Annotated in this window: 21 protein-coding genes and 2 pseudogenes; 10 read left to right on the forward strand and 13 right to left on the reverse strand. The window is 66.1% G+C overall.

The window, feature by feature from the left end; translation table 11 throughout:
• Positions 1–6 precede the first annotated feature (6 nt).
• Positions 7–1,152, reverse strand: a pseudogene (locus MMSP_RS13650) (adenylate/guanylate cyclase domain-containing protein).
• Positions 1,153–1,196: 44 nt separating this feature from the next.
• Between MMSP_RS13650 and gcvT the strand changes: the two are divergent.
• Together gcvT and MMSP_RS13660 are read left to right on the forward strand one after the other, a co-directional pair.
• Positions 1,197–2,300 carry a glycine cleavage system aminomethyltransferase GcvT gene (gene gcvT / locus MMSP_RS13655; RefSeq protein WP_015356180.1) on the forward strand — a complete coding sequence of 368 codons (1,104 nt, stop codon included), beginning with the start codon at positions 1,197–1,199 and terminating at the stop codon, positions 2,298–2,300.
• Positions 2,301–2,354: 54 nt separating this feature from the next.
• Positions 2,355–3,461 carry a branched-chain amino acid aminotransferase gene (locus MMSP_RS13660; protein ID WP_036426498.1) on the forward strand — a complete coding sequence of 369 codons (1,107 nt, stop codon included), beginning with the start codon at positions 2,355–2,357 and terminating at the stop codon, positions 3,459–3,461.
• On the opposite strand, the gene MMSP_RS13665 is transcribed toward MMSP_RS13660, so the two are convergent.
• The 5 genes from MMSP_RS13665 to MMSP_RS13685 form a co-directional block, all read right to left on the reverse strand.
• Complete coding sequence (locus MMSP_RS13665; protein WP_020787095.1) at positions 3,453–4,949, reverse strand: MFS transporter; 1,497 nt, start codon at positions 4,947–4,949, stop codon at positions 3,453–3,455. The two genes, MMSP_RS13660 and MMSP_RS13665, sit on opposite strands and share 9 nt — an antisense overlap.
• Positions 4,950–5,138: 189 nt before the next feature.
• The gene (locus tag MMSP_RS13670) at positions 5,139–5,897 is read right to left on the reverse strand and encodes an adenosylcobinamide-GDP ribazoletransferase (RefSeq protein WP_011741318.1); all 759 of its coding nucleotides are present in this window, start codon (positions 5,895–5,897) and stop codon (positions 5,139–5,141) included.
• Positions 5,894–6,970 carry a nicotinate-nucleotide--dimethylbenzimidazole phosphoribosyltransferase gene (cobT, locus tag MMSP_RS13675; RefSeq protein ID WP_020787097.1) on the reverse strand — a complete coding sequence of 359 codons (1,077 nt, stop codon included), beginning with the start codon at positions 6,968–6,970 and terminating at the stop codon, positions 5,894–5,896. Before cobT ends, MMSP_RS13670 begins: the two co-directional genes overlap by 4 nt.
• On the reverse strand, positions 6,967–7,527 hold the full coding sequence (locus MMSP_RS13680; RefSeq protein ID WP_012394909.1) for a bifunctional adenosylcobinamide kinase/adenosylcobinamide-phosphate guanylyltransferase: 561 nt from the start codon (positions 7,525–7,527) through the stop codon (positions 6,967–6,969). The genes cobT and MMSP_RS13680 overlap by 4 nt, the downstream gene beginning before the upstream one ends.
• Positions 7,528–7,555: 28 nt before the next feature.
• Positions 7,556–8,215, reverse strand: a complete 660-nt coding sequence (locus tag MMSP_RS13685) for a DUF3043 domain-containing protein (RefSeq protein WP_369797353.1) — start codon at positions 8,213–8,215, stop codon at positions 7,556–7,558.
• 206 nt (positions 8,216–8,421) lie between these two features.
• Between MMSP_RS13685 and MMSP_RS13690 the strand changes: the two genes are divergently transcribed.
• Both MMSP_RS13690 and MMSP_RS13695 read left to right on the forward strand, forming a co-directional pair.
• Positions 8,422–9,498: a glycerate kinase gene (locus tag MMSP_RS13690; protein ID WP_085981928.1), complete on the forward strand. Its 1,077-nt coding sequence runs from the start codon at positions 8,422–8,424 to the stop codon at positions 9,496–9,498.
• An 85-nt stretch (positions 9,499–9,583) separates the two neighbouring features.
• A complete protein-coding gene (locus tag MMSP_RS13695; RefSeq protein ID WP_011741313.1) occupies positions 9,584–9,940 on the forward strand; it encodes an iron-sulfur cluster assembly accessory protein in 357 nt (118 codons plus the stop codon).
• A 40-nt stretch (positions 9,941–9,980) separates the two neighbouring features.
• Here the strand turns inward: MMSP_RS13695 and MMSP_RS13700 are convergent, their stop codons facing one another.
• Positions 9,981–10,670 (reverse strand): hypothetical protein, encoded by a 690-nt coding sequence (locus MMSP_RS13700; protein WP_015356175.1) that lies wholly within the window; start codon positions 10,668–10,670, stop codon positions 9,981–9,983.
• A gap of 191 nt (positions 10,671–10,861) precedes the next feature.
• On the opposite strand from MMSP_RS13700, the gene MMSP_RS13705 reads away from it, so the two are divergent.
• Positions 10,862–11,836 carry a carbohydrate kinase family protein gene (locus MMSP_RS13705; protein WP_020787101.1) on the forward strand — a complete coding sequence of 325 codons (975 nt, stop codon included), beginning with the start codon at positions 10,862–10,864 and terminating at the stop codon, positions 11,834–11,836.
• Between the two features lie 12 nt (positions 11,837–11,848).
• On the opposite strand, the gene asnB is transcribed toward MMSP_RS13705, so the two are convergent.
• A complete protein-coding gene (gene asnB, locus MMSP_RS13710) occupies positions 11,849–13,843 on the reverse strand; it encodes an asparagine synthase (glutamine-hydrolyzing) (RefSeq protein ID WP_020787102.1) in 1,995 nt (664 codons plus the stop codon).
• A gap of 396 nt (positions 13,844–14,239) precedes the next feature.
• Here asnB and MMSP_RS13715 point away from each other — a divergent pair, with 396 nt between their 5' ends.
• The 4 genes from MMSP_RS13715 to MMSP_RS13730 all read left to right on the forward strand — a co-directional run bounded on the left by MMSP_RS13715 (position 14,240) and on the right by MMSP_RS13730 (position 17,539).
• The gene (locus MMSP_RS13715; RefSeq protein ID WP_020787103.1) at positions 14,240–15,343 is read left to right on the forward strand and encodes a cytochrome c oxidase subunit II; all 1,104 of its coding nucleotides are present in this window, start codon (positions 14,240–14,242) and stop codon (positions 15,341–15,343) included.
• Between the two features lie 8 nt (positions 15,344–15,351).
• Complete coding sequence (locus tag MMSP_RS13720) at positions 15,352–15,771, forward strand: cytochrome c oxidase subunit 4 (protein WP_011741308.1); 420 nt, start codon at positions 15,352–15,354, stop codon at positions 15,769–15,771.
• A 182-nt stretch (positions 15,772–15,953) separates the two neighbouring features.
• Complete coding sequence (locus MMSP_RS13725) at positions 15,954–16,901, forward strand: MmpS family transport accessory protein (protein WP_020787104.1); 948 nt, start codon at positions 15,954–15,956, stop codon at positions 16,899–16,901.
• Positions 16,901–17,539 (forward strand): DUF2561 family protein, encoded by a 639-nt coding sequence (locus tag MMSP_RS13730; RefSeq protein ID WP_020787105.1) that lies wholly within the window; start codon positions 16,901–16,903, stop codon positions 17,537–17,539. The genes MMSP_RS13725 and MMSP_RS13730 overlap by 1 nt, the downstream gene beginning before the upstream one ends.
• Positions 17,540–17,984: 445 nt before the next feature.
• Here MMSP_RS13730 and MMSP_RS13735 read toward each other — a convergent pair whose 3' ends face one another.
• The 4 genes from MMSP_RS13735 to MMSP_RS13750 form a co-directional block, all read right to left on the reverse strand.
• Entirely contained in the window at positions 17,985–19,670 is a 1,686-nt protein-coding gene (locus MMSP_RS13735) for a cytochrome bc complex cytochrome b subunit (protein ID WP_011741305.1), read from the reverse strand.
• Positions 19,667–20,851 carry a ubiquinol-cytochrome c reductase iron-sulfur subunit gene (locus tag MMSP_RS13740; RefSeq protein ID WP_020787106.1) on the reverse strand — a complete coding sequence of 395 codons (1,185 nt, stop codon included), beginning with the start codon at positions 20,849–20,851 and terminating at the stop codon, positions 19,667–19,669. The genes MMSP_RS13735 and MMSP_RS13740 overlap by 4 nt, the downstream gene beginning before the upstream one ends.
• Positions 20,848–21,687: a cytochrome c gene (locus MMSP_RS13745; protein WP_036427271.1), complete on the reverse strand. Its 840-nt coding sequence runs from the start codon at positions 21,685–21,687 to the stop codon at positions 20,848–20,850. Before MMSP_RS13745 ends, MMSP_RS13740 begins: the two co-directional genes overlap by 4 nt.
• A gap of 118 nt (positions 21,688–21,805) precedes the next feature.
• Positions 21,806–22,417 carry a heme-copper oxidase subunit III gene (locus tag MMSP_RS13750; RefSeq protein ID WP_011741302.1) on the reverse strand — a complete coding sequence of 204 codons (612 nt, stop codon included), beginning with the start codon at positions 22,415–22,417 and terminating at the stop codon, positions 21,806–21,808.
• A 153-nt stretch (positions 22,418–22,570) separates the two neighbouring features.
• Between MMSP_RS13750 and trpD the strand changes: the two genes are divergently transcribed.
• The gene (gene trpD, locus MMSP_RS26015) at positions 22,571–23,674 is read left to right on the forward strand and encodes an anthranilate phosphoribosyltransferase (protein ID WP_012394897.1); all 1,104 of its coding nucleotides are present in this window, start codon (positions 22,571–22,573) and stop codon (positions 23,672–23,674) included.
• On the opposite strand, the pseudogene MMSP_RS13760 reads toward trpD, so the two are convergent.
• Positions 23,612–25,573 (reverse strand): annotated as a pseudogene (locus tag MMSP_RS13760) (DEDD exonuclease domain-containing protein); the annotation flags it as partial. The gene trpD and the pseudogene MMSP_RS13760 sit on opposite strands and share 63 nt — an antisense overlap.
• Positions 25,574–25,661: the final 88 nt, after the last annotated feature.

Genomic DNA, 25,661 nt, shown 5'->3' on the forward strand with positions numbered 1-25,661 from the left:
ATCACCCTAGTCGCCGCAGCGCGGGCCTGCTTGCCCACCGTCTGGTCGATCGGCGCTGCCTTGCAGTTCGAATGCATTCACCGGGTCGTCAAATCCCTTGAGCGTCAATGGGCCCTGGGGGATCGTGGGCCAATCCGGCAGTTGGTCATGCAACGCCGCATCGGCGAGGACTTGTCCCGGCGCCGCGGCCGCCACCAGACGCGCGGCCAAGTTGACCGGCGTGCCGAAGTAGTCCCCGTTGATGGCCAGTGCGGTGCCGTAGGCAAGTCCGGCCCGCACCTGCAATCCTTCTTCGCGTGCTCTGGGGTGGTGGACCAGGTCGACCGCCGCCTGCGCGAGCCGTTGTGGTGTCGAACTAACCCACATCACCGCGTCACCGATGAACTTCACCACCCGGCCCCCGTCGGCGTGCACCACGTCGGCTACGGCCGCGCCAAACTCGTTGAGCAGGCCCTGTAGCTCCGTCGGCGTCAGCGTTTGGGTCAATACCGTGAAGCTCGACAGATCGGCAAAACCGATGCCGCACACCACGCTGGCCGATGCATCACGAGTGACGCCTTCGAAGTGAGTCCGGGCGCTGGTCAGGTGATGGCGGTGCACGATGTCGGTCAGGGTGCCGATGCGGGGGACAAACTCGGCGACCGCGCGGTAGGCCTGCGCCGTGGCCAGTTCGTCATTGGTGTACGTCATTTGGATGTCCGGTGTCCCCGCGCGGATCATCGTCGATTCGGCCTAGGCCAGCCGGGCCATGGCCGCGCCGAGCACCCGCAACAGCCCGAACGCGCCGTCCTCACCCACCACCGATTTCACGGCGAGCCAGGTTGCCAGCGCATCGACGTCGGCCTGGCTCAGGGTGGGTACGTCGGGACCGGCGACGGTGAGACCTAGCAGGGCCCAGATGTGAGCGATGTCGTCGGCAGATAGCCCGAGTTGCTCGCCGGCGGCCGTCAGGGTGTAGATCGGGGGGCCTGGCCATTGCAGGACATCGCCGGCGAGGCCGAATAGCCGTCCCCGCCGTTCGGCCTCGGCCATTTCCTCGAGGGTGAAGCCAAGGTCATCGAGGTACTTGATCAGATCGGCCCGCTCCCGGGGGTTAGCGATTCCGGCAGCTTCGAGCGCCTCGAAGTCGAGGGGGTCGGGAGAACCGGACACCTGCCCAAGTGTGCCAGCAGCCGGACCGATTAGGGTGAGACGCCGTGAGTGACGCGCCAGAGTTGATGCAGGGACCGTTGGAAGACCGCCACCGCGCGCTGGGCGCAAGCTTCGCCGAATTCGGCGGCTGGCTGATGCCGGTGTCCTACGCCGGGACGGTCAGCGAGCACAATGCCACCCGCAACGCCGCCGGCTTGTTCGACGTCAGCCACCTCGGTAAGGCACTGGTTCGCGGGCCGGGTGCGGCGGAGTTCGTCAACTCCGCGCTTACCAACGATCTACGCCGCATCGGGCCGGGCAAGGCGCAATACACCTTGTGCTGCAACGAATCCGGTGGCGTGATTGACGACTTGATCGCCTACTACGTTGCCGACGACGAAATCTTCCTGGTGCCCAACGCCGCCAACACCGCCGCGGTGGTCGCAGCCTTGCAGGCGGCGGCGCCGAGCGGTTTGACCATCACCGACCTGCATCGCTCCTACGCGGTGCTGGCGGTGCAGGGGCCGCGTTCGACCGAGGTGCTGGCCGCGCTCGGCCTGCCCACTGAGATGGATTACATGGGCTATGCCGACTCGTCGTACAACGGGGTATCGGTTCGGGTCTGCCGCACCGGGTACACCGGCGAGCACGGCTATGAGCTGCTACCGCCGTGGGAGTCCGCCGGCGTGGTCTTCGACGCCCTGGCGGCCGCCGTTTCCGAAGTGGGCGGCGAGCCGGCCGGCCTGGGCGCGCGCGACACGCTGCGCACCGAAATGGGCTACCCCCTGCACGGGCATGAACTGTCGCTCGACATTTCGCCGTTGCAGGCCCGATGTGGGTGGGCGATCGGCTGGAAGAAGGACGCGTTCTTTGGCCGGGAAGCGTTGTTGGCGGAGAAAGCGGCCGGCCCGCGCCGCTTGCTCCGGGGGTTGCGTATGGTCGGCCGCGGTGTGTTGCGTCCGGGCCTGACGGTGCTCAACGGCTCCACCCCGGTCGGGGTCACCACATCGGGGACATTCTCGCCAACCTTGCAGATCGGTATCGCGCTTGCGCTGATTGACACCGACGCGGGTGTGGAAGACGGCCAGCAAATCACCGTCGACGTGCGAGGCCGTGCCGTCGAGTGCGAAGTGGTGCGTCCGCCCTTCGTCGAGGCCAAGACGCGGTAGGGCGCCCAATCACGTGGCAAAAACCAGTTGGCACAGCGATATACAATCGTGGCCATGACCAGGGGGTCCCAACAGTTCACCGTGACGCGCGCGACAACTCCGGCCACCGAGGCTGAGCGCGTATCAATTCTGGCTGACCCCGGCTTCGGCCGCTATCACACCGACCACATGGTGTCGATCGATTTCGACGAGGGTGTGGGCTGGCACAATCCGCGGGTCATCGGCTACGGCCCGATCGAGTTGGACCCGTCGGCGATCGTGTTGCACTACGCGCAGGAAGTTTTCGAAGGTCTCAAGGCCTATCGCTGGGCGGACGGCTCGATTGTGTCGTTTCGGGCCTGGGCCAATGCGGCGCGCTTGCGCTCCTCGGCCCGGCGGATGGCGATTCCCGAGCTGCCCGAAGAGCTGTTCATCGAATCGCTGACCCAACTCATCGCCGTCGATAACGTCTGGGTGTCGCCGGCCGGTGGCGAGGAGGCGCTCTACCTGCGGCCATTCATCATCGCCACCGAGCCGGGACTCGGGGTGCGCCCGGCCAAGCAGTACCGGTACCTGTTGATCGCCTCGCCGGCCGGCGCGTACTTCAAGGGCGGTATCAATCCGGTCAGTGTCTGGGTGTCGACCGACTACGTGCGTGCTTGCCCCGGAGGAACCGGCGCCGCCAAGTTCGGCGGCAACTACGCCGCGTCGCTGCTGGCTCAGGCCGAAGCCACCGAGAACGGTTGCGACCAGGTGGTGTGGCTGGATTCCGTGGAACGGCGCTACGTCGAGGAGATGGGTGGGATGAACATCTTCTTCGTGCTCGGCAAGGGGGGGTCGGCCAGACTGGTAACCCCAGAGCTATCCGGCTCGCTGCTGCCCGGCATCACCCGGGATTCGTTGCTGCAGTTGGCGCTTGACGCCGGATTCGCGGTGGAGGAGCGCAAGATCGACATCGCCGAGTGGCAGAAGAAGGCGGCGGCAGGCGAGATCACCGAGGTTTTCGCGTGCGGTACCGCAGCCGTGATCACCCCGGTCTCGCGGGTGAAGTACGGCGACGGCGAGTTCACCATCGCCGACGGTCAACCTGGCGAGGTGACGATGGCGTTGCGTGACACGTTGACCGGGATCCAGCGGGGTACTTTTGCCGACACCCACGGCTGGATGTCGCGGCTAAGTTAGAACTGTTGCGAGGTTGCCGGGCTCGGGCCGGTGCGCGCTGGCGTGGCAGCCCGGCCGGATCGGGGATGGCGCGGGCCGGCGATGTGCCCGGCGCAGGCTTGGGTACCGGCCGCGGCGGTCTGCCGCCGTGTGGCGGGTCAGTGCCAGACCCAGCCCCGGAGCGGTGCCGGTGACCAAGCGGTGTGCACCCCGCCTGGCCCGACTCAGCCGGCGCATCGGGGCCTTCTCGACGAGCTGACTCTGCGCTTCGATCGTTTGGCTTAGTCCCGGGGCGCGCAGGCTGGCGACGGCGGCGATGATGGCCAAGGTCAGCGAGACGAGGACTGGGCCGATGGTTGCGTGCCGCTGCGCGAGTTCACCCAGTACGGCTCCCAGCAGCGTGGACACCACCGCGGCCAAGGTCGCTCCAAAGCAGATCAGCGTCGCGCGGTGTTGTTCGGGAGCAAACATGCTGATCCACGAAATGGAGGCCGCGACCACGGTTTGGGCAGCGACGGTCGCCAGGAGGAACGCCGTGCCGTATGCCCACATCTGGGTCCACTGGCCGCACAGCTCGGCGACGATGCACACCAACGCGGCGGCGATGCTGAACAGTGAGCTACCCAACAGCATGCCGCGCACGCCGAACCGGCGGTTCACCGCTCGCCACAGCAGCGAACCGATAACCAACGCGATGCTCGAAAGGATCACCAGGACGTGCAGGCTGCCGCTCGACTGGGCGGCGCGCAGGCTGAAGAACGTGGTACCCAGGCTGATGGGAGCGAACAACAGATAGGTGGTCGCATACCGACGGAACCATGGCTCGCGGCGGGCGATCTCGAAGCCCTGACGGTAGATATCGCGCAGCGGCAACCGGACGGTGGGTGCGCTGGACGCTGACCGCATCGGACCGACGAACAGCGCCGCAACGCCGGCGACAATCATGCTCGCGGCACCCAGCCAGAGCAGATCGTGGTAGCGCGCCATCTCGTCACCGTGGGCCAGTCTCGGCACAATCACCAACGTGACGCCGGTGGCCAACAGCGATCCGAAGGCCCCTTGGGTGAGCAGTAGCTCGCCGCGGCGCAACACGGACAACTTGTTGGAGATCATGTCGGTGTAGGCGACACCGGAAACCCCGGCGACGACACCGCTGGCGGTCGCGGTCACGAAGAAAACCGCGGCGACCAGCGCGCCGGTCCAGGGAACTGCGGCGTTGGCCAGGATCAGGGTTGCGGCACTCGCCGATATCGCGGCCATCAGCAAGTGCCGGTACTGGCCGAAGCGCTGCAAAATCAACGGGGAGACCGAGTTGCCCAGAATCGCGCCGATGCTGAATGCCGGAAACAACAGCCCGGCCACCCAAGTAAGTCCCTGATGCGCACAAATGACCGGCAGAACCACGGCGCCGCTGCCCATCTGCATCCCCGCCGAGTAGAAGCTACCCTGGGTTACCAGTCGTCCGAACGGGGTTCTGGGGTTCGAGCCGACCAGCCGTGATGCGGTCATGTCAAGAGGCTTTACGTCCGCGTGATCCAAAATAGGGTCCACTAATCGGACATTAATCAGATATTGCCGGTGCAATCCCGTGTCCACCGATCGGAGGAATCTCCATTAGTCCTGCGGACCGGCTCAAAAAATGCTGGTTGGTCGGAATCTGACCAACCCAACTTGGCACCAATCTAGCGTTTTCAGCTTCTACAAACGTACCAGAGCCGCCAACACCACGGCAGTCACCGTGGTGGCTAGCTCAATCGCGCAACCCAGCACGTCGCCGGTGATGCCGCCGAACCGTCGGACACAATGCCTGATCAGCAGGGTGCCGGCGCAGACCGCGGCCACCACCGCGGCAGGGCCCTGCCATGGCCGCGGAGCCGCGGCCAGCGAAGCGAACAGCAGCACAGCAAGCCACGCCACCAGCACCGATATGGGCTGGGTGCCGGCGACCCGAGAGCCCAAGCTACTGCCCGCGGCCGCCGGTACCGACCGCCGGCAGCCCAGTACCGCGGTGACCCGGCCGGCAAAGACCGCCACGGCGATGCCCGCGATTCCGCGGCTGCCTGCCGCGCTCAGTGTCGAAAACGCCGACCCCTGCACGGCAATGACCAACACGACCGCGGCCACCCCGAACGGTCCGGTCGAACCGTCGCGCATGACGGCCAAGGCCCGTTGTGGTGGCCCGTAGCAGCCGAGCCCGTCAGCCGTGTCGGCGACGGCGTCGATGTGCAGACCGCGGGTGGCCAGCAGTAGCACCGCCACCGCGAGCAGTCCGGGCAGCGGGCTGACCGGGCCGAACACCAGCGATGCGGACCACGTGACGCCGGCGGCAAGTCCGCCCAGCACGACGCCGACAACCGGCAGTGCCGTCATCGCCCCGCGCCCCATCGGTGCGGCGACCGAGGCAGGGACGGGTATGACCGTGCCAAAGGAGAGAGCTGTTGCCAGCGAACGAATCACGATTCAGGTGGCTCGGTGGCGCCGGCGTCGTCGCACGCCGTGGACACCCCGGCTTCGGCGAAGGTCGCCATCGATGACAGCGCTGCCACGGCGGCGCGCAGCACCGGTAGGGCAACGGTGGCGCCGGTGCCTTCGCCCAACCGCATTCGCAGATCCACCACTGGGTCCAGCGCCAGCGCCGTCAGTGCCAGCTGATGGCCGGGTTCGGTGGAGCGGTGGCCGGCTTGCCACCATTGCCGGGCGCCGGGGGCCAGGCGTTCGGCGACCAGCGCTGCCGCGGTGACTGCCATGCCGTCGAGCAGCAGCGGGGTACGCCGGACCGCGGCCTGCGCGCAGAAGCCCGCCATGGCGGCCAGGTCCGCGCCGCCGCAGCAGCGCAGCAACGCGACGGGGTCAGGCAACACTCGCGCGGACCGAAACAGCGCATCGCGTACCGCTGCGGTCTTGCGTGACCAGGTCGCATCGTCGACTCCGGTTCCGAAGCCGACCACGGCAACCGGCTCGGTGTTGGTCAGCGCCGCCACCAGGACCGCGGCCGGGGTGGTGTTACCGATTCCCATGTCACCGGCGATCAGCAGGTCGGCGCCAGCGTCGACCTCGGCATCGGCGATCTGCTGACCGGCCGCGATCGCGGCGGCGGTCTGGTCGTCGGTCAATGCGTCCTCGGTGGCGATATCACCACTGCCGCGCCGCACCTTGTGGGCGCCGATCTGCTCCGAGAGCGCTTCCGCGTCGACAGCCAGATCCACCACCCGTACCGTGGCGCCCGCGACGTCGGCAAGCGCGTTGATGGCGGCTCCGCCACCGTCGATATTGGCGGCCATCTGGGCGGTGACATCCGGGGGATAGGCCGACACCCCGGACCGGGTGACACCGTGGTCACCGGCGAATACCACCACGCGGGCGCGCTGGAACTGCCGCGGCGGGCACTGGCCCTGGCACGAGGCGACCCACGCAGACAGGTCCTCGAGCCGCCCCAGCGCACCCCGCGGCTTGGTCAGCGCGTCCTGGCGAGCCCGCGCTGCCGCCTCGGCGAGGGCGTCGGGTGCTGAGATCGGTGCGAACCCGATCATGCGCGCGACGGTTTGATCGGGACGGCTTGGCCGGCCACCACCAGCACCACGCGGTCACACAGTGCCGCCATTCGCTGGTTGAGGGTGCCCAACTCGTCGGCGAACCGGCGCCCGGATGCGGTCGCCGGCACCACGGTCAGCCCCACTTCCGGGCTGACCAGGACCAGCGTCGATCCGAATTCGCCGACGGCGGCCAGCATGTCGTCGATGGTGTCTTGCAGGGCGGCCGGTGGGGAGCCGCCCTCCCAGGCGCGGTGGCTGTCCATGGCGCTGGTCAACCACGTACCGAGATCGTCGACGAGAGTGGGCGTGTCCGGCACTTGCCGCAATTGGGTCGTGATGTCGTCAGTTTCGACCGTTGACCAGTGTCCGGGCCGGCGATCGCGGTGCCTGGCGACGCGCTGATCCCAGTCCTGCGATGCGGCTGAGTCGGAGTCGGTGGCCGGTCCGGAGGCCAGATAACGGACCGGCTGTTCGGGCGTAAGCGAGTCCGCAATGGTCTCCTCTGCCCAGCGGGACTTGCCCGACCTGATCCCACCGAGAACCAGTGTGCGCATGAGTGGTCAAACAGCTTTCCGGTGAGTACTAATCGACACTGGCGCCGCGCTCGACCTTGGGCCGGGGCGCCCGCATCCTGCGCATTTGAGACGCGCGGCCGGCCGCGTACAGGCCCAGCTTCCAACGGCCTTCGGTGTTGTTCGGGAACTTGACGTCGACCAGGTTGCTGACTTTGCGGGCCAAAATGATGCCGTCAATGGTCATCAGCGCCATCAGCACCAGCATTGCCGGCGACATGTAAAGCTGCAGCTGCGGGACGGCGAACATGGCGAAGAGCAGCGCCAGCGCAGACGGCATGAACAGACCGAGCAGGTTGCGCCGGGCATCCACCACATCGCGGACGTACCGGCGTACCGGCCCTTGATCGCGGGGCAACAGGTATGCCTCGTCGCCGGCCATCATGCGCTCCCGGCGTTCGGCCATCCGGGCCCGGCCGGCCGCCTTTTCCGCCTTGCGCTCCTCGCGACTGAGTTTGGGCCGGGCCAGCTTCTTACGCCGGGCCCGCGCCTCTGCGCTGGTCATAGGCGCCGGAACGACCGGGCCCTTCTTGGATCGCGTGGCGTCGTTGCGTTTCGGTGTGGGCCGGCCCTTGGGGCCGGTCGTCTTCGGTCCGCGAGAAGTTGCCGATGATGAGGTATCCCCGGAGTTCGCCGCCGACTCGTCGGCGTGGTCGGATGCGACCGAAATGTCGGCGCCTTCGTCATGGTCTTTCTTGCGGCCCAGCAGCTTCACAACCGACAGGTTACTTCGCGAGAGCCCAGTCCCCGGAATTGTGCCGGTGTTACCCAGCGCCGGTGTAGCGGTTGGCCCTACTCTTGCTTGTGATGAACGGCTCCCTCGCCTCGGATGCTGCCGCCGATGGCCTCGGGCCCGGCCGGATCCAGCTGCCCGCGATGCGGGTCCTGGTGGCCCCGGACTGCTATGGCGAAAGCCTGTCGGCTGTTGAAGCCGCGGCGGTCATTGCCACCGGCTGGACCCGCTCACGACCCAATGACTCCTTTATCGTGGCCCCACAATCCGACGGTGGTCCGGGGTTCATCGATGTGCTGCGCAGCCGGCTGGGTGGCGTCCGGAAGCTGCAGGTGTCCGGGCCACTGGACACCGCGGTCAGTGCGGAGTGGGTGTTTGAGCGATCTTCGGCGACCGCCTACCTGGAATGCGCCCAAGCCTGTGGTCTCTCGTTGCTGGGTGGTCCGCCGTCGCCCGAAACCGCGTTGGCGGCCCACAGCCGCGGAGTGGGCCAGCTCATTGATGCGGCGCTGGCCGCGGGAGCGCGGCGCATCGTGGTGGGGTTGGGCGGCAGCGCGTGCACCGACGGTGGCCACGGCATGATTACCGAGCTCGGCGGCCTGGATGCGGCCCGTGATCGGCTGGTCGGAATAGAGCTGATTGCCGCCTCTGACGCCGAGTACCCGCTGTTGGGCCCGTGGGGTTCGGCAAGGGTGTTCTCGCCGCAGAAGGGTGCTGACGCGGCCACCATCAGCGTGCTGGAGGGGCGCCTGGCGGCATGGGCGGTTGAGCTGGACGCGGCGGCCGGACGCGCGGTCAGTGCCGAGCCAGGGGCCGGGGCCGCCGGAGGAATCGGGGCGGGGCTACTTGCACTGCGGGGTCGATGCGAGTCCGGAGCCGCGATCATCGCTGAGCTAACGCATCTTGCCGACGACCTCGCCGACGCCGAGCTCATCGTCACCGGGGAGGGGCGGTTTGACGAACAATCGCTGCACGGAAAGGTGGTCGGTGAGATTGCTGCCGCGGCGCGGCCGCTGGGCATTCCGGTGATCGTGCTGGCGGGACAGGTGGACCTGGACAAATCCACGATCCGCCTGGCCGGGATCATGTCCGCGTTGTCCATCGCCGACTATGCGGGTTCGGTACGCCTGGCACTGGCTGACGCGGCGAACCAGCTGATGGGTTTGTCATCTGAGGTTGCCGCACGACTCGGGAATCGGGGACCTGCGGGGTACCGTTAATAGGACTGGGCTTCCCCCTGTGGCAGACCCCGGTTGGATTTCAGCCGGGCGGGCCCACCCAACGACGAAGCATGTAGGAGAAGCAATGACCGTGCAGAACGAGTCGGACGCAAAGACCCACGGCGTAATCCTGACCGAGGCTGCCGCCGCCAAGGCAAAATCCCTGCTCGACCAGGAGGGACGTGACGACCTGTCGCTGCGGATCGCGGTGCAGCCGGGCGGGTGCGCGGGCTTGCGCTACAACCTTTTCTTCGATGATCGGGCCCTCGACGGCGACCTGACCGCGGAGTTCGGTGGCGTGACCTTGACGGTGGACCGGATGAGCGCGCCCTACGTCGAAGGTGCGTTGATCGACTTCGTGGACACCATCGAGAAGCAGGGCTTCACCATCGACAACCCCAACGCCACCGGGTCCTGCGCCTGCGGGGATTCCTTTAACTGAGCAGCTAGTCGCACCTGGCCGGGCCGCCGCTGCGGCCCGGTCAGTACTGCCCGGCAGTGCGCAGCACGTACGAGCACACCATGATCTGGCCACGCTGAAAGAGCAGCTGTGCGATGCCTTGTACCTGGCCCTTGGGCGGGCCACCGGTGGCCGGCGTCACCTGCATCGTGAACAGCACCTGTGCCTGATACTGCGACCAATAGACGATCTTGTCGATCGACGTCACGTCGGCCTGGGAGAACTGCTTGCGAAAGGCGTCACTGCTGAGTTTGGCCAGCGCCTGATCGGAGCGCTTGTCCTTGACCCCGTTGTAGATCCCGCACAAGGCGTTACGGACGATGACATCAACGTCGCGGTGTTCGAGGGCGTTCAGGTAGCCCTGAATCGCGGTCTTGGCTGCGCCTTCGGACAACGTGCCGCTGCTGTTGGTCCCGTTGGTGCGAACCCCGTAGACAATCGTCGCGGTGAGCGCACCCACCAGCGCCAGCGCCAGCAACGTGCCGATCAGCAGCCGTTTGGGGCGTCGATTCCGGTATCCGCCCGGCGCCGGGGGCAGGCCTGGGTAGCTAACCGGCAGTCGCGGCGGGCCATCGGCTGGCGGAACACCGAATGCCGGTTCGGCGCCGCCCAGGTCATGGGGGTACTCAAGGGGCTCGTTGGGCCCGTTCTCCGGGTATGGCATCGGTCCCTCCGTGCTGACGGCGGGGTTCGACGGGTGCGGACCGGCCATCGTGGTTCTCCTACGGTGGTGGACGGGACGACAGGCGGGGCTGCCGCGAGCGCGGGATTCCGGCAAAGCCGATGAGCTCCCTAGGCAGGCTAGCGCAATACTTGCCGACGGCTTTCGACGCGACGGGGCGGGTCCCGACGCCGATAATTGTGAGAGGCTAGACGACCTCGCGTGAATAGGACGGAGATTTTGTGACGATTGCGGTAACCGGTTCGATTGCGACCGACCATCTGATGCGGTTCCCAGGCCATTTTTCCGAACAGCTGCTGCCCGAGCATCTGCACAAGGTGTCACTCAGCTTCCTCGTCGACGACCTTGTCGTGCACCGCGGCGGGGTGGCCGGAAATATGGCTTTTGCCATCGGTGTGCTCGGAGGTGACGTGGCGCTGGTCGGCGCCGCAGGCGCCGACTTCGCCGATTATCGCGATTGGCTCAAAGCCCACGGCGTCAACTGCGACCATGTGCCGATCTCGCAGACCGCGCACACGGCCCGATTTACCTGCACCACCGATGTCGACATGGCGCAGATCGCGTCGTTCTACCCGGGCGCCATGTCTGAGGCGCGCAACATCAAGCTCGCCGACGTGGTATCGGCCGTCGGTACCCCGGAGCTGGTGATTGTTGGCGCCAACGACCCCGAGGCGATGTTCTTGCACACCGAGGAATGCCGCCAGCTAGGACTGGCATTCGCCGCCGACCCCTCGCAGCAGCTGGCACGGCTGTCGGGCGATGAGATCAAACGGCTCATCAACGGTGCCACCTATTTGTTCACCAACGACTACGAGTGGGACCTGCTGTTGTCCAAGACCGGCTGGTCCGAGGCCGACGTGATGGCCCAGATCGGCTTGCGAGTGACGACACTGGGCCCCAAGGGCGTGGATCTGGTGGAGCCCGACGGCACCAGCATTCACGTTGGCGTCGTCCCCGAAACCAGCCAGACCGACCCCACCGGCGTCGGTGACGCGTTCCGCGCGGGCTTCTTGACCGGCCGCAGCGCGGGTTTGAACCTGGAGCGCGCCGCGCAGTTGGGTTCGCTGGTGGCCGTTCTGGTGCTGGAATCCACCGGCACCCAGGAATGGCAGTGGGACCGCCAGGTCGCGACCGCCCGGCTGGCCGAGGCCTACGGTGACGACGCCGCCAACGAGATCACTGCTGTCCTGGCTTAGCGCCGCGAGGAGCTAGAGCTCGACCGGATACTGGGGCTCGCTGATCTGTGGTGTGATGCTGCGCTCGATGAAGATCGCGTGCCACAGCATGAAGATCAGCAGGGTCCACAGCCGGCGGCTGTGATCGCTGGCGCCGGTGCGGTGCTCGTCGAGCATCCGGTTGACCGCTGCCAGGTCGATCAGGTGACCCGCCTGCGACGTGGCCACCATCGCATAGGCCCACTCCAACAGTTCGCCGGCGCGCAACCAGTGCCGGATCGGGACTGGGAACCCGAGCTTGGGTCGGTGCAGCACATGTGCCGGGACAATCGGCTCCAATGCGCGCCGTAGCGCGTACTTGGTGGTGGTGCGGGTGATTTTGGCCTGCAGCGGCAATCGGGCGGCGACGGCGAACACCTCGGGATCCAGGAATGGCACCCGCAGTTCGAGCGAATTGGCCATCGTCATCTTGTCGGCCTTCACCAGAATGTCGCCGCGTAGCCAAGTGAACAGATCGATGTGCTGCATTCTGGCTACCGGGTCCCAGCCCGCTGACCCGGCGTAGACCGCAGCGGTCACATCGGTGTGTGTCCACTGCGGCCGGAATCCGGGCAGCACGTCTTGCAGTTGGGCGTCGGAGAAGCTTCGGGCGTTGCCGTAGTAGCGCTCCTCGAGCGTCAGCGAGCCGCGATGGAGCAGGCTTTTTCCGCGCATACCCTCGGGCAGGGGTTTGGAGACCTTACCCATCGACCGTCGCAGCGGTCGGGGTAGATAGTCGAAGGGTTTCAGCGAGAGCGGCTCGCGGTAGATCGTGTATCCGCCAAACAGCTCGTCGGCGCCCTCCCCGGAGAGCACCACCTTGACGTGCTTGCGGGCCTCGCGGGCCACGAAGAACAGTGGTACCAGCGCCGGGTCGGCGACCGGCTCGTCGAGATACCAGACAATTTCGGGCAATGCGGCCACAAATTCCTCCGCGCTGACCACCTTGGCGATGTGGCGGGCGCCGATGGCTTCGGCCGAGGCCACCGCCACGTCGAGCTCGGAAAAACCCTCGCGTTCGAAGCCGGTGGTAAAGGTGATCAGCCGCGGATTGTGCCGGATGGCCAGCGCCGCGATGGCCGTGGAGTCGATCCCGCCTGACAGAAACGAACCGACAGTGACGTCGGCGCGCATGTGTTTGGCCACCGAGTCCTCTAGCACCGCGGTGATCTCGTCGTAGCGCGCCCGCTCGGTGGCGCTGGTGATCGGTGTGGCGGCAAACCGCGGCACAAAGTAACGGGTGACTACGGGGTTGCACCCGGGCCGGATGCGCGCGTAGCAGCCCGATTCGAGCCGTCGGACTCCGCGATGCAGTGTCTCGGGTTCGGGGACGTACTGCAGGACTGTGTAGTGCTGTAGCGCCCGGTGGTCGATTTCAGTGTCGAATCCCACCAAGTCGACCAGGCCCAGTAGACACTTCTTCTCACTAGCCAGCGCGGTGCCGCCCGGTCCGGTCGCCATGAACAGCGGTTTGATGCCGAACGGATCGCGGGCACAGAACAGTTCGCGGGTGACCGTGTCCCACAGCGCGAAGGCGAACATGCCGCGGAGTCGCCGCAGCACGTCGGCACCCCAGTGGTGGTAACCGGCGACGATGGCCTCACCATCACCATCGGTGGCGAAGGTGGCGCCGTGCTCGGCACGCAGTTCCTCGCGTAGTTCGAGGTAGTTGTAGATCTCGCCGTTGAACACCAAGACATAGCGGTCAGGAGCTTCGGGTGGCCCCCATCGCAGCGGTTGGTGCGAATGCTCGATGTCGATGATGGACAACCGGTTGAATCCGAAGACCACCGAACCGTCGGCATCGGGGTCTGCCCAGGTGCCGGGCTCGTCGGGGCCGCGGTGGCGCATCAGGTGCGACGCGCCCGCGATTGCGCTGTCGGCTCGCGCGGCCAGCGCGGCTTGGTCGGCCTGGGCGAGTTGAGTATCGGTGCCTTGCGTCTCGGCAGCGCCGGCCGGGGCCGCAACGAAGGCCAGCAGTCCACACACGGCGCCCCAGTATGCCGCAATTGGCGAAGCTTGTGGGGGTCGAGCCCGGCGGGTCGCCATCTGCGGGTGGCGGGCCCGGATGGTTGCCGCCCATTCACGGTGCCCGACGCGCACCCACGCGGGCGGTCTCGCGTGGAGTCCTCGCTCGGCCACCGGTGCCGCGCGCCGGGGCCGGTGGCGTCGGCCACTCGCCGCGCCCATGCGCGTCCACCGTGGCAAACACAGGTTTCGACCCGGTTGGAGCACAGCGCGCCGGACGAGTTTTGGCCCGCATCGTCGCCCGCGCGAGCGGCGTGGTCTACGCTGCGTAGTATTCGAATCCGAGTGAGCCGACGAATTCCGCCAGACGCGGCGTCCAGCACCGGTCGGCCCAGCTTGTGATACAGGAGGCGCAACGTGACACCTCGCGAGCCAGGTCGTTCGCAAAGCTTGTCGCCGTGCAATTCTCAGAGCAATTCCGTTGGTCGCAGCGGTGCCGCGCGGCGGATCGCTCGGCTAGCGGGGCTGGCCGGCGCGCTGGGTTTGCTGGCCGTCACCCTGAGCGGTTGCAGCTGGTCTGAAGCGCTGGCCCTGGGCTGGCCTGAGGGCATCACACCGGAGGCACACGTCAACCGGGAGCTGTGGGTCGGCGCGGTGATCGCCTCCCTGGTGGTCGGTGTCATTGTGTGGGGCCTGATCTTCTGGTCGGCCACCTTCCACCGGAAGAAGAAGACCGACACCGACTTCCCGCGCCAGTTCGGCTACAACATGCCGCTGGAGCTGGTTCTCACGGTCACGCCGTTCCTCATCATCTCGGTGCTGTTCTACTTCACCGTTGTGGTGCAGGAAAAGATGCTGCACCTGGCCGATGACCCCGAGGTTGTTGTCGACGTCACGGCGTTCCAGTGGAACTGGAAGTTCGGCTACCAAAAGGTCGACTTCCACGACCACACCCTGACCTACGACGGTGCCGATGAGGCGCGTAATCGTGCCATGGAATCCAAGCCGGAAGGCAAGGACGAGCACGGCGAGGAACTGGTCGGGCCGGTGGCCGGACGTAACACCGAGGACCGCACCTACCTGAACTTCGACAAGGTCGAAACGCTGGGAACCACGTCCGAGATTCCGGTTCTGGTGTTGCCCGCCGGCAAGCGGATCGAATTCCAGCTCAACTCGGCCGACGTGATCCACGCTTTCTGGGTGCCGGAATTCCTGTTCAAGCGCGACGTGATGCCCAACCCGGCCGCCAATAATTCGGTCAACAGGTTCCAGGTCGAGCAGATCACCAAGACCGGAGCGTTCGTCGGGCACTGCGCCGAAATGTGTGGCACCTACCACTCGATGATGAATTTCGAAGTCCGCGTTGTGGCCGCTAACGATTTCAAGGCCTACTTGCAGCAGCGTATTGCCGGAAAGACCAATGCCGAGGCGCTGCAGGCGATCAACCAGCCACCGCTGGCGATTACCACCCACCCGTTCGAGACCCGGCGCGGCCAACAGGCCCCGATGCCCGTAGGTTAGGACACTCAATGCACATTGAAGCCAGGCTGTTTGAGTTCGTTGCCGCGTTCTTCGTCGTCACGGCGGTGCTGTACGGTGTCGTGACCTCCATATTCGCTACCGGTGGGGTCGAGTGGGCCGGCACCACGGCGCTGGCGCTGACCGGTGGAATGGCCTTGATCGTGGCCACCTTCTTCCGCTTCGTGGCTCGCCGGCTCGATACCCGGCCTGAGGACTACGAGGGCGCTGAAATCAGCGATGGGGCAGGGGAATTGGGTTTCTTCAGCCCGCACAGCTGGTGGCCGATCATGGTGGCTTTGTCCGGTTCGGTGGCCGCAACCGGCATCGCATTGTGGCTTCCGTGGCTGATCGTCGCCGGCGTGGTGTTCATCCTGGGATCGGCGGCCGGTCTGGTCTTCGAGTACTACGTGGGTCCTGAGAAGCACTGACTCGAGCCGGGAAGGTCACAATCAGAGCATCAGTTGATCAGTGGCCAGTTAGCCAAGACTTCTGTGAGCTACCCGGTTGGGTAGGGTTTTGATGCACAGTGAGAATGCACCGAGCGGGCGTGCACAGATGCAGCTGCGGAGCACCGCGCTTTGGTGAGTCAGTTTGGACAGGGTAGGCAAACATGAGCGGGCCGAATCCGCCGGGATGGGAACCTGACGAACCCGACCCAGCTGGCGATTCCAGCGCTGAACTGGAACCCTTTGGCGACACCGACGATGAGCCAGACGACGCTCTTGCAGGCGGCGAACTCGAACCCGTCAGCGAGAGCGGCCAGATTGAGCCGGTAGACTCCGCGCAGGAATCGGAAGCGTATTCACGGGCCTATTCGGCGCCGGAGTCCGAGCAATTCATCAGCGGGGCCTACCTGCCGGCAGATCTCAGTCTTTACGACTATGACGGCTACGACGACTCGCTCGACGAAGAGGATGAGCCAAGCACGCCACGCTGGCCCTGGGTGGTTGGGGTGGCGGCGATAATGGCCGCCATAGCGCTGGTGGCATCGGTGTCGCTGCTGGTGACGCGCACCGATTCCACGAAGCTCGCCAATCCCGCAACCACGTCATCGGTACCGCCGGTACAGGACGAAATCACGACGACCAAGCCGCCGCCCCCTCCGCCTCCTCCGCCGCCACCGCCTAGTACCGAGATTCCGACAGCGACGGAGACGCAGACAGTGACGGTGACACCTCCACCCCCGCCGCCTCCGCCTCCGGAGACCTCTGCGGCGCCGCCACCGGCGGCTACTACTCCGACGACACCGGCGGCTGCGCCGCCCCCCACCACGACGACTCCTGCGGGGCCGCGGCAAGTTACCTATTCGGTGACCGGTACCAAGGCACCCGGTGACATCATTTCGGTGACTTATGTGGACGCTTCAGGCCGGCGAAGGACCCAGCACAACGTGTATATCCCCTGGTCGATGACCGTCACTCCGATTTCGCAGTCCGATGTGGGCTCTGTGGAGGCCTCCAGCCTGTTCCGGGTGAGCAGGCTCAACTGCTCGATCACCACCAGTGACGGGACGGTGCTGTCGTCCAACAGCAACGACGCACCGCAGACGAGCTGCTGATGCTCGGTAAATACTCCGCGTACCGGCGTGGACCGGAAGGCGTTGTCGCTCCCGAAGTCGTCGACCGAATTCTCATCGGGGCGTGTGCGGCGGTCTGGCTGGCGCTGGTGGGCGTAGGTGTGGCCGCCGTGGTCGCGTTGGCCGATCTTGGCCGGGGCGTACAGAAGATATCGAAGGACTCGCACAGCAGTTGGGTGTTGTACGCGGTCATCGTAGTCTCGGCATTGATCATCGTCGGGGCGGTCCCGATGCTGTTGCGGGCGCGACGGATGGCCGAGACTGGACCGCTGGTGACCTCGGTGCCATTGCGTAGAACGGGCGGGCAGCCGTTGCGGACGGCCAACGCCACGATGCGAGCCGCCGACCGTAGCGCGCGTCGGGATCACGCAAATGGGCGCCCGGAGGGCACGGAGTGGTCTAGCGAGGCGGTGGACCGCGTTTGGTTGCGTGGCACCGTGGCCCTGGTCGGGACGATAGGGATTGCTTTGATTGCCGTTGGCGCAGCGACCAATCTGATGGCGGTCGGTCACGACGGTGCGTCCTGGGTCGCCTACGGGCTGGCTGGGATCGTGACCGCAGGAATGCCGGCGATCGAGTGGTTCTACGTGCGCCAGTTGCGTCGCGTCTCGGTCAAATAGATCTCGGCCGGATAGGTCTCGGTCAGGCACCAGCCGGCGACTTCCCCGGCGTTCGTCCCTATGGCTGTCGTGGTTCAGACGCCTGAGATGCCTCGGATGCCGGGTGGGGGAGGGGAGAGGTGTTGGCTATCTCGACCGGTGCTGGTGTAGCGCAGTCGGGGACCGGCTGAGGGCACGAATTCCCCACGGACGAGCGATGGTTGGCGGATGGCCTACTCGCGGTCCGGGCCAGCGAGTGCCGGTGGCCATGATGGGGTCATTGGGTTCAATCGGTTCTGTGGGTTTATTGGGAAACCCACTTGGCGCCGCCCCAACGGCCACCTAGCGCGACGCCATAGAACCAAGTAGCAGGGCCCAAAGACGCCAATAGGCCGGCTCCCGAAAGCGGGTCGAGGTGACTCCGCTTGGGGGACCGGGCCTGGCCAGTGGTTGCTACCCGTCGAGGCTAGTGATCGCCCTCGCCGTTGGACGTCTCGTTGAGGCTGTCCTGGTATTCGCGCAACGCTGTCAGAGCACGGTGTTCGGCGGCGTGACCCGCCTCGCGCAGTGCCGCGTCCTCCGATGCCGGATCGGCGGTCAGGAAGCTACCGCTACCCGGCGATCCCGCCGAGCCCAGCTTGTTCATTCGCTTGGGCAATGGAGCGCCCTGGTAGTCCAGCGGAAGCGGATGACCATGCTCGTCGACCGGACCGAGCGGCTGGTGCAGTTCGATGTAGGCACCGTGCGGCAGTCGCTTGATGATGCCGGTCTCAATACCGTGCTCGAGCACCGCACGGTCGCTGCGCTGCAGTCCGATGGACCACCGGTAGCTGATGAAGTAGACGAACGGCGGAAGAATCACCATGCCGATACGTCCGATCCACGTCGTTGCGTTCAACGAGATGTGGAACTTCAGCGCGATGATGTCGTTCATCGCCGCCAGCGTGAGCAGCATGTAGAACGAGATCGCCATCGCTCCGACTGCGGTACGAACCGGAGCGTCACGCGGCCGCTGCAGCAGGTTGTGGTGCGCGTAGTCGCCGGTAAACCGCTTCTCCAGGAAGGGGTAGACGATCAGGAGCATGAAAATGAGACCCATGATCAGAGCGACCCACACCGGTGCCGGAATGGTGTGGTGCCAGAAGTAGAACTCCCATGGCGGCCAGATACGGGCCAGGCCTTCGGTCCACATCATGTAGAAGTCGGGCTGCGACCCTGCCGAGACGTGGGCCGGCTTGTAGGGGCCCAGATTCCAGATCGGGTTGATCTGCAGCAGACCGCCCATCAAACCCAGCACACCGGTGATGGCCGCGAAGAACGCACCAGACTTGACCGCGAACACGGGCATCACTCGGACACCGACGACGTTGTGCTCGGTGCGGCCCGGGCCGGGGAACTGGGTGTGCTTCTGGAACCACACCAAGGCCATGTGCATCCCGATCAGCGCCAGGATGATTCCCGGCAGCAACAGGATGTGCAGGGAGTACATGCGCGGGATGATGTAGCCCGCCGCGGTGCAGTCGTCGCCCACACCACCGCAGGGGAAATCGCCGCCGAACAACGCCCAGTGCAGCCAGGTGCCGATCACCGGCATCCCCAGCGTGATCGAGGAGAGCGCGGCCCGCAAACCGATGCCGGAGAGCAAGTCGTCAGGCAGTGAGTAGCCGAAGTATCCCTCGAACATGGCCAGGATCAGCAGCAACGAACCGATGATCCAGTTGGCCTCACGTGGCCGCCGGAATGCGCCCGTGAAGAAAATACGTGCCAAGTGCACCATGATCGCCGCGGCGAACATCAGTGCCGCCCAGTGGTGTACCTGGCGGACGAACAAGCCGCCACGCACCTCGAAGGAGATGTCGAGTGCCGACGCGTAGGCCTTCGACATCTCCACGCCGCGCAACGGCTGGTAGACGCCGTTGTAGGTGACGTCCATCATGGACGGATCGAAGAACAGCGTCAGGTACACGCCGGTGATCAGCAGCACGATGAAGCTGTACAGCGCGACCTCGCCGAGCAGGAACGACCAGTGCGTCGGGAAGACTTTGTTGAACTGTCTGCGCAGCGCTGCAGCGGGGTGGTAGCGCGTATCAATGTCCTCGGCCTGGCGGGCTAGGACATCACCGATCTTCGGCGGACTGAGTTTCGGGCTCATGATGTTGTGCGCTCCCAGAATGCCGGTCCAACGGGGTCGATGAAGTCGCCGTTGGCGACCAAATATCCCTCGGTGTCGATTGTGATAGGCAACTGTGCCAGCGCACGCGCGGCCGGGCCGAATATCGGCTTGGCGAAATGCAGCGCGTCGAACTGGGATTGGTGACACGGGCACAGAATTCGGTAGGACTGCTGCTCATACAGCGAAGACGGGCAGCCCAGGTGAGAGCAGACCTTGGTGAAGGCGAAGAGTTCTCCGAAGTTGAAGCTTTCTTGGCCTTGGCGCTTCACCACGCGGTGCATGTCGGTGGGCTTGATCCGAATCAGCATCACGGGGTTGCGGACGCCCATTGAGATCCGTTGCAGCTTTTCGTGGGATTCGACGGTGGTGCCGTCGCCGTCGGACTCCCGCCAGGGAAACACCGTCTCCATCCCGCCGGCGTCCAAGTCCTCGGGGCGCACCTTGGTGTACGGAGGCCCGTCACCGAGTCCGGTGGCTCGCGCCAGATAGATCGTCTCGCCGTGGAAACGCGGGGTCCAGCCCGAGGTCCACAGCACGGCCTTCTTGCCGTCAGCGGTGGGGACCACCGGCTTCCACGGGTTCTTGATGAGGCCGCCGGCAAACGCAACCAAGGTGCCGAGCCCGAACGCGCCCAGACCCACGCCCAACGACGCGCCGACCATCTTGCGCCGTCCGATCGTGGAGGCTTCGAAGGCGTCGGCGAGGTTGGCCACCACCGTCTTGCGGTCTACCTCGCGGGAGGCGCCGTCATGGCGATCTTGGATGGTGATCTCTTCGGGGATAAAGCGTTTCTGGAAAAGCACCGCGCCGATCGCGATCGCCAGTACGGACATCCCGAAGGTCAACCCGTACAGCGGGGTGGCAAGGGAGTAGAGCAGGTTGCCCTTGTCTCCGCTCGGCTTGTACTCCCACGGCCAGAAGAGGAAGACCAGCAGCAGCGCCAGGCCGAAGAACCCACCCAGCAAAAGCCAGAGGGCCACGCCGCGCTCCGCGCGCTTCTCCGCCTTGGTGCCCTCTACCGGCCAGCGAGGTTCCTTGTGGGCGATGCGCACGCCGTCGATGCTGCCGCCCAGCTCCAGCAGTTCTTGCTGGGACATTTCGGCCAGCGCGGCCTCGTCGGGCTCGCGCGAGACGCCGGTTTCCGTTGAGCCGTCGCTCATGATCGCGCCCCAATCCACAGTGCCAGCCCAATGGCGGCGACCATACCGATGATCCATATCGCCATGCCCTCAGGTGCGGGACCGAATCCACCGAGTCCGTAGCCGCCGGGCTGCCGCTCCTCGGCGGCGTTGCGAACGTAGGCGATGATGTCCTTCTTCGCGTCGAATGACAGCTGACGGTCGGAGAACTTCGGCATGTTCTGCGGACCCGTCAGCATCGCGGTGAGGATCTGCTGCTCGTTGGCGGGCCCCAGATCCGGCGCGAACTTGCCGGAGGACAGCGCCCCGCCCTTGCCCGTGAAGTTGTGGCAGGAGGTGCAGTTGAGGCGGAACAGATCACCGCCGCGGCCCAGATCATCTCCGCGCAGCGACTTCATCGCGAGGCTGCCGTCGGGGTTGCGCACCACGGTGGGGCCACCGCCGTTGGCTTGCACGAACGCGCCAAGAGCGTCGGTTTGTGCCTCATCGAAAATCGGCTCTTTGCGCTGTGCCTGCGCTTCGCCGCGCATGGCTGGCATCCGGCCCGTCGATACCTGGAAGTAGACGGCGGCCTCGCCGACTCCGATCAAGCTGGGGCCGTGGTCGGGCACGCCTTGCAGGTTGGCGCCGTGGCAAGACACACATGAGGTGTCGAACAACTGCTTGCCGGTGCGAAGCAGTGCGGCGGAAGACTCGTCGGCGACGGCTACCTGCGGGGCGGGTGTGAGTACGGCCGCCACGCCGCCAGCGATGGTCAGGGCTATCAACAGCAGCAGCCCACCCGATAACCGGCGATGAAGACGCCGTCGTGCGCGACTAGTTCGCTGTTCTGATCGGTGACTACGCGGGCCGCGCAGCGCCCCGACGAGTCGCCGGGCAACCGGCTCACTGCCACCGGATCGGGTGAATCCCAGTTTCTTCAACTGAGCTCTCCTGTTCGTTTCCTGATCGTGCCTGTTTGGGGGCTGCCAGCTGTTATCGAATGAAATAGATAACGGTGAACAGCGCGATCCACACGATGTCGACGAAGTGCCAGTAGTAGGAGACGACGATGCTGGCGGTTGCCTGGGCCGGGGTGAACTTACTCATCCCGGTCCGCACCAGCAGGAATATGAACGCGATCAGACCGCCCGTGACGTGTAGCCCGTGGAAGCCAGTGGCCAGATAGAACACGCTTCCGTAGGCGCTGCCGGGGATGGTCGTCCCATGAGTCACCAGGTGGTAGTACTCGTAGCCCTGGCCCAGGACAAAGAACAGACCCATCAGGAAGGTGATCACATACCAGCGGCGTAGCCCAAACACGTCGCCGCGCTCGGCCGCGAACACCCCCATCTGGCAGGTGAACGACGACGCGATTAGCACCAACGTCACCGGCACGGCCTGATAGAGATTCAGCTCCGTGGGCGGTGGCGGCCACTTCCCGCCGGCTTGCGAGCGCGCGGTGAAGTACATAGCGAACAACCCAGCAAAGAACATCAGCTCGCTGGAAAGCCACACTATGGTGCCGACACTGACCATGTTGGGTCGGTTCAGCGAATGCACGCGCGACGTGATGGCAGTACCCGAGGTCCCTACAGCACTCGTCACATCCGCAAGTATGACGCTTTGTAGTTGTCGAACTCTACCCGGGGCTGAAATTCGCTTCCGAGAGTCGCGTCGGCGCTGCGTTTGCGCCGGTCGCGGCCAACCGGTGGGCGGGCGATAGGAGGAGGTAGTCGGACGCATGGGACTATCGGGCGCGTGGTGCTGTCATCCGAAGCTTCATCCGCGGCCGACCACTCGGCGGCCGCACCCATACCGACGTCCTCGTGGCCGCAGCTGCTCGGCCGGCTAACGGAGGGCAAGCATTTGGAGCCGGGTCAGGCGGGCTGGGCCATGGAGCAGATCATGAGCGGCAACGCGCGGCCCGCCCAGGTCGCCGCTTTCGCCGTCGCCATGAAGATGAAGGTTCCCACCGCGGGCGAGGTCGGCGAGCTGGCCGACGTGATGCTCGCCTACGCGCGTCCGATGCCGGCCGACTTGATCCGCGACGACACCGTCGACATCGTCGGCACCGGTGGCGACGGGGTCAACACGGTGAACCTGTCCACTATGGCGTCCATCGTGGTCGCCGCCGCGGGTGTGCCGGTGGTCAAGCATGGCAACCGAGCCGCCTCGTCGTTGGCCGGCGGCGCGGACACCCTGGAGGCCCTTGGGGTGCGCATAGACCTGGGGCCCGATCAGGTCGCGCGCAGCCTCAACGAGATCGGGATCGGGTTCTGTTTCGCGCCGCAGTTTCATCCGTCCTATCGGCAAGCATCGGTGGTTCGCCGTGAAATCGGGGTGCCCACCGTGTTCAATCTCCTTGGCCCGCTGACTAATCCGGCGCGGCCGCGGGCCGGATTGATTGGCTGTGCTTTCGCCGATCTCGCCGAGATCATGGCCGGTGTGTTCGCCACGCGTGGGTCCAGTGTGCTGGTGGTGCATGGCGACGACGGGCTCGACGAGCTGACTACGACTACGACGAGCACGATCTGGCGTGTCCAGGCGGGAACGGTCGACAAGTTGACTTTCGACCCGGGAGATTTCGGGTTCGCGCGTGCTGAACTGAGCCAGCTACTCGGCGGAGACCCGCAGGCCAACGCGGCCGAGGCGCGCGCTGTCTTGGGCGGTGCAGCCGGGCCTGTCCGGGACGCGGTGGTGCTCAATGCGGCTGGTGCGATCGTTGCTCATGCCGGGCTATCCAGCCGCGCTGAATGGCTGCCCGCCTGGCAGGACGGGCTGCAACGCGCCGCGGTGGCTATCGACAGCGGTGCGGCCGAGCAATTGCTCGCGCGATGGGTGCGGTTCAGCCAGCACGTCTGATTGCCGGCCGCCATCCGGGCGACCACGCGGATTTCCTTGGCTAACCTGCTCTGCGGCCAGCCGCGCCGAACGCGCCGCAGCCGCCCATGCCGCCCACGGTCCGGCTGATCTCAGCGGCGAAGTCCAGCCGGCGGACTCCGCACGGTCGGCGGTGTGCTCAGCGCCGGTGACTCGCACGATCCGCACTCCCGGGGTCGCCAGCCAGCGGGCAATCAGCGCGGTCTCTTCTACCAGCGCGCCGCCGAGTGGCGCCGGTGCCGGCAAGATCGTTTGCGCTCCGGCGTGGAGGGCGTCGACCACCGGCATCGGCGGTGTCCCACGTCGGGAATTACCGGCGGCGGCGAGCTGGCCGTGGCGGATCACCGCGAACTGGTAGCCGCCGCAGCCATCGGGAGCGGCCGCGACCAGCTCGGGCAGGGCTACCAGCGCGCGCAGTCGTTGGCCACGCCAGAGCACTTCGACAGCTGTGGCGATGTGGTCGCGCAGCCGTGCCGCGCTCTCATAGCGGTGCCGCTCGGCCAGGTCGCTGACTTGGTGCACGGCCGCGGTCAGTGCGGTGTTATCCACTCCCTCGATCAAGTCGGCCGCACGCTTGGCCGCGTCGGCGTACCCCTCGGCGGTGACGTTGCGCGCGGCGGGGCAGGCCGACACCTCCAACTCTGGGCAAGCCGGACCATGCAGTGCCGAGCGGGCCAGCCGCTTGGTGCAGGTTCTGACACCGGTGAAGCGCGCCAGCAGGGCCGCCGTTTCTGTCGCGTCGGTGCGCGACCGAAACGGGCCGACAACGCGGTCATGCCGGGGAGCACGAACTACCGATAGGCGGGGAAACGCCTCGTCGGTGAGCGTCACCCACCACCAACGGTGCGGGAACCTCGATCGACGGTTGTACGGCGGTGCATGCGCGGCAAGCATCCGCAGTTCACGGACTCCGGCCTCGAGGGCATGTGCGCGCTCGACATGGTCGACGGCGCCGGCCAGGGCGACCATCTCCTTCATCCGGCCCCGAGAATCGGCGCCGTTGAAGTACTGACTGACCCGGCGGCGCAAGTCGACGGCGGTGCCCACATAGAGGACTTCGCCCGATGGCCCTCGGAACAGATAGATCCCCGGGCGGTGCGGCAGCCGGTCGGCGAGCACTCGCTTGCGACGCTGTGCCGGCGTCACGCCCGGTAGGTATGCACGCAGCTCGGCGTAGGAATGCACGCCCTGGTTGCCCACCCGCTCAATCAGGGCATGCAACACCTCGACAGTGGCGCGCGCGTCGTCGAGGGCGCGGTGTGTGGGTTGGGTGGCGACGGAAAACAAGCGCGCCAAAGCGGCCAACCGCACGCTGGGTGCTTCTTCGCGGCTGAGCACTCGGCGAGCCAGCCGGACCGTGCACACCACCTTCGATCCCGGCCGCGCGATGTCGCAGCGCCCTGCGGCCGCCCGCAGGAACCCGATATCGAACCCGGCGTTGTGGGCGACCAGGACCGAGTTGCCGACGAACTCGAAGAACATCGGCAAGACGGGGTCGATCGTCGGGGCATCACACAGCATGGCCGTGGTGATTCCGGTCAATCGCACGATCTGGGGTGGGATGCTGCGTTGCGGGTCGACCAGGGTCGCGAATTCGCCCAGGATCACGCCACCACGTACCTTGACGGCCCCGATCTCGGTGATGGCGTCCGGCGGCGATGCTTCAGTGCCCGTCGCTCGTCCGCCGGTGGTCTCCAGGTCCACGACCACGAAGGTGGTTTCGCGCAGCGACACGTCGTCTGCCTGGGCGGCCGCCGGGTCAGTGAGGTCGGTGCCCGGTAAGGCGATGTCCGCAAAGGCGGCCGGATCGAGCCCGGTGAGACTCAGCTGAGTTCCACCCGTCGCACCCATGGCCGTGACGTTAGGCACTCGCACCGGCATTCGCCGGTTCCCACGCGGCGCGCGCAGACACTCGCACCGGCTGTCAGGGAGTGCTGCCGGATCTCGGCAGGACCAGATCTGTCGGTGG

The organism is Mycobacterium sp. 012931, from assembly GCF_000419295.1.
Taxonomy (GTDB): Bacteria; Actinomycetota; Actinomycetes; order Mycobacteriales; family Mycobacteriaceae; genus Mycobacterium; species Mycobacterium marinum.

What these genes read in the sequence shown, in the direction of transcription:
- MMSP_RS13660 (WP_036426498.1), top strand. Translation starts at nt 2,355, where the DNA reads ATGACCAGGGGGTCCCAACAGTTCACCGTGACGCGCGCGACAACTCCG.
- MMSP_RS13665 (WP_020787095.1), bottom strand. Translation starts at nt 4,949, where the DNA reads ATGACCGCATCACGGCTGGTCGGCTCGAACCCCAGAACCCCGTTCGGA.
- cobT (WP_020787097.1), bottom strand. Translation starts at nt 6,970, where the DNA reads ATGATCGGGTTCGCACCGATCTCAGCACCCGACGCCCTCGCCGAGGCG.
- MMSP_RS13680 (WP_012394909.1), bottom strand. Translation starts at nt 7,527, where the DNA reads ATGCGCACACTGGTTCTCGGTGGGATCAGGTCGGGCAAGTCCCGCTGG.
- MMSP_RS13690 (WP_085981928.1), top strand. Translation starts at nt 8,422, where the DNA reads ATGCGGGTCCTGGTGGCCCCGGACTGCTATGGCGAAAGCCTGTCGGCT.
- MMSP_RS13695 (WP_011741313.1), top strand. Translation starts at nt 9,584, where the DNA reads ATGACCGTGCAGAACGAGTCGGACGCAAAGACCCACGGCGTAATCCTG.
- MMSP_RS13700 (WP_015356175.1), bottom strand. Translation starts at nt 10,670, where the DNA reads ATGGCCGGTCCGCACCCGTCGAACCCCGCCGTCAGCACGGAGGGACCG.
- MMSP_RS13720 (WP_011741308.1), top strand. Translation starts at nt 15,352, where the DNA reads ATGCACATTGAAGCCAGGCTGTTTGAGTTCGTTGCCGCGTTCTTCGTC.
- MMSP_RS13725 (WP_020787104.1), top strand. Translation starts at nt 15,954, where the DNA reads ATGAGCGGGCCGAATCCGCCGGGATGGGAACCTGACGAACCCGACCCA.
- MMSP_RS13730 (WP_020787105.1), top strand. Translation starts at nt 16,901, where the DNA reads ATGCTCGGTAAATACTCCGCGTACCGGCGTGGACCGGAAGGCGTTGTC.
- MMSP_RS13735 (WP_011741305.1), bottom strand. Translation starts at nt 19,670, where the DNA reads ATGAGCCCGAAACTCAGTCCGCCGAAGATCGGTGATGTCCTAGCCCGC.
- MMSP_RS13740 (WP_020787106.1), bottom strand. Translation starts at nt 20,851, where the DNA reads ATGAGCGACGGCTCAACGGAAACCGGCGTCTCGCGCGAGCCCGACGAG.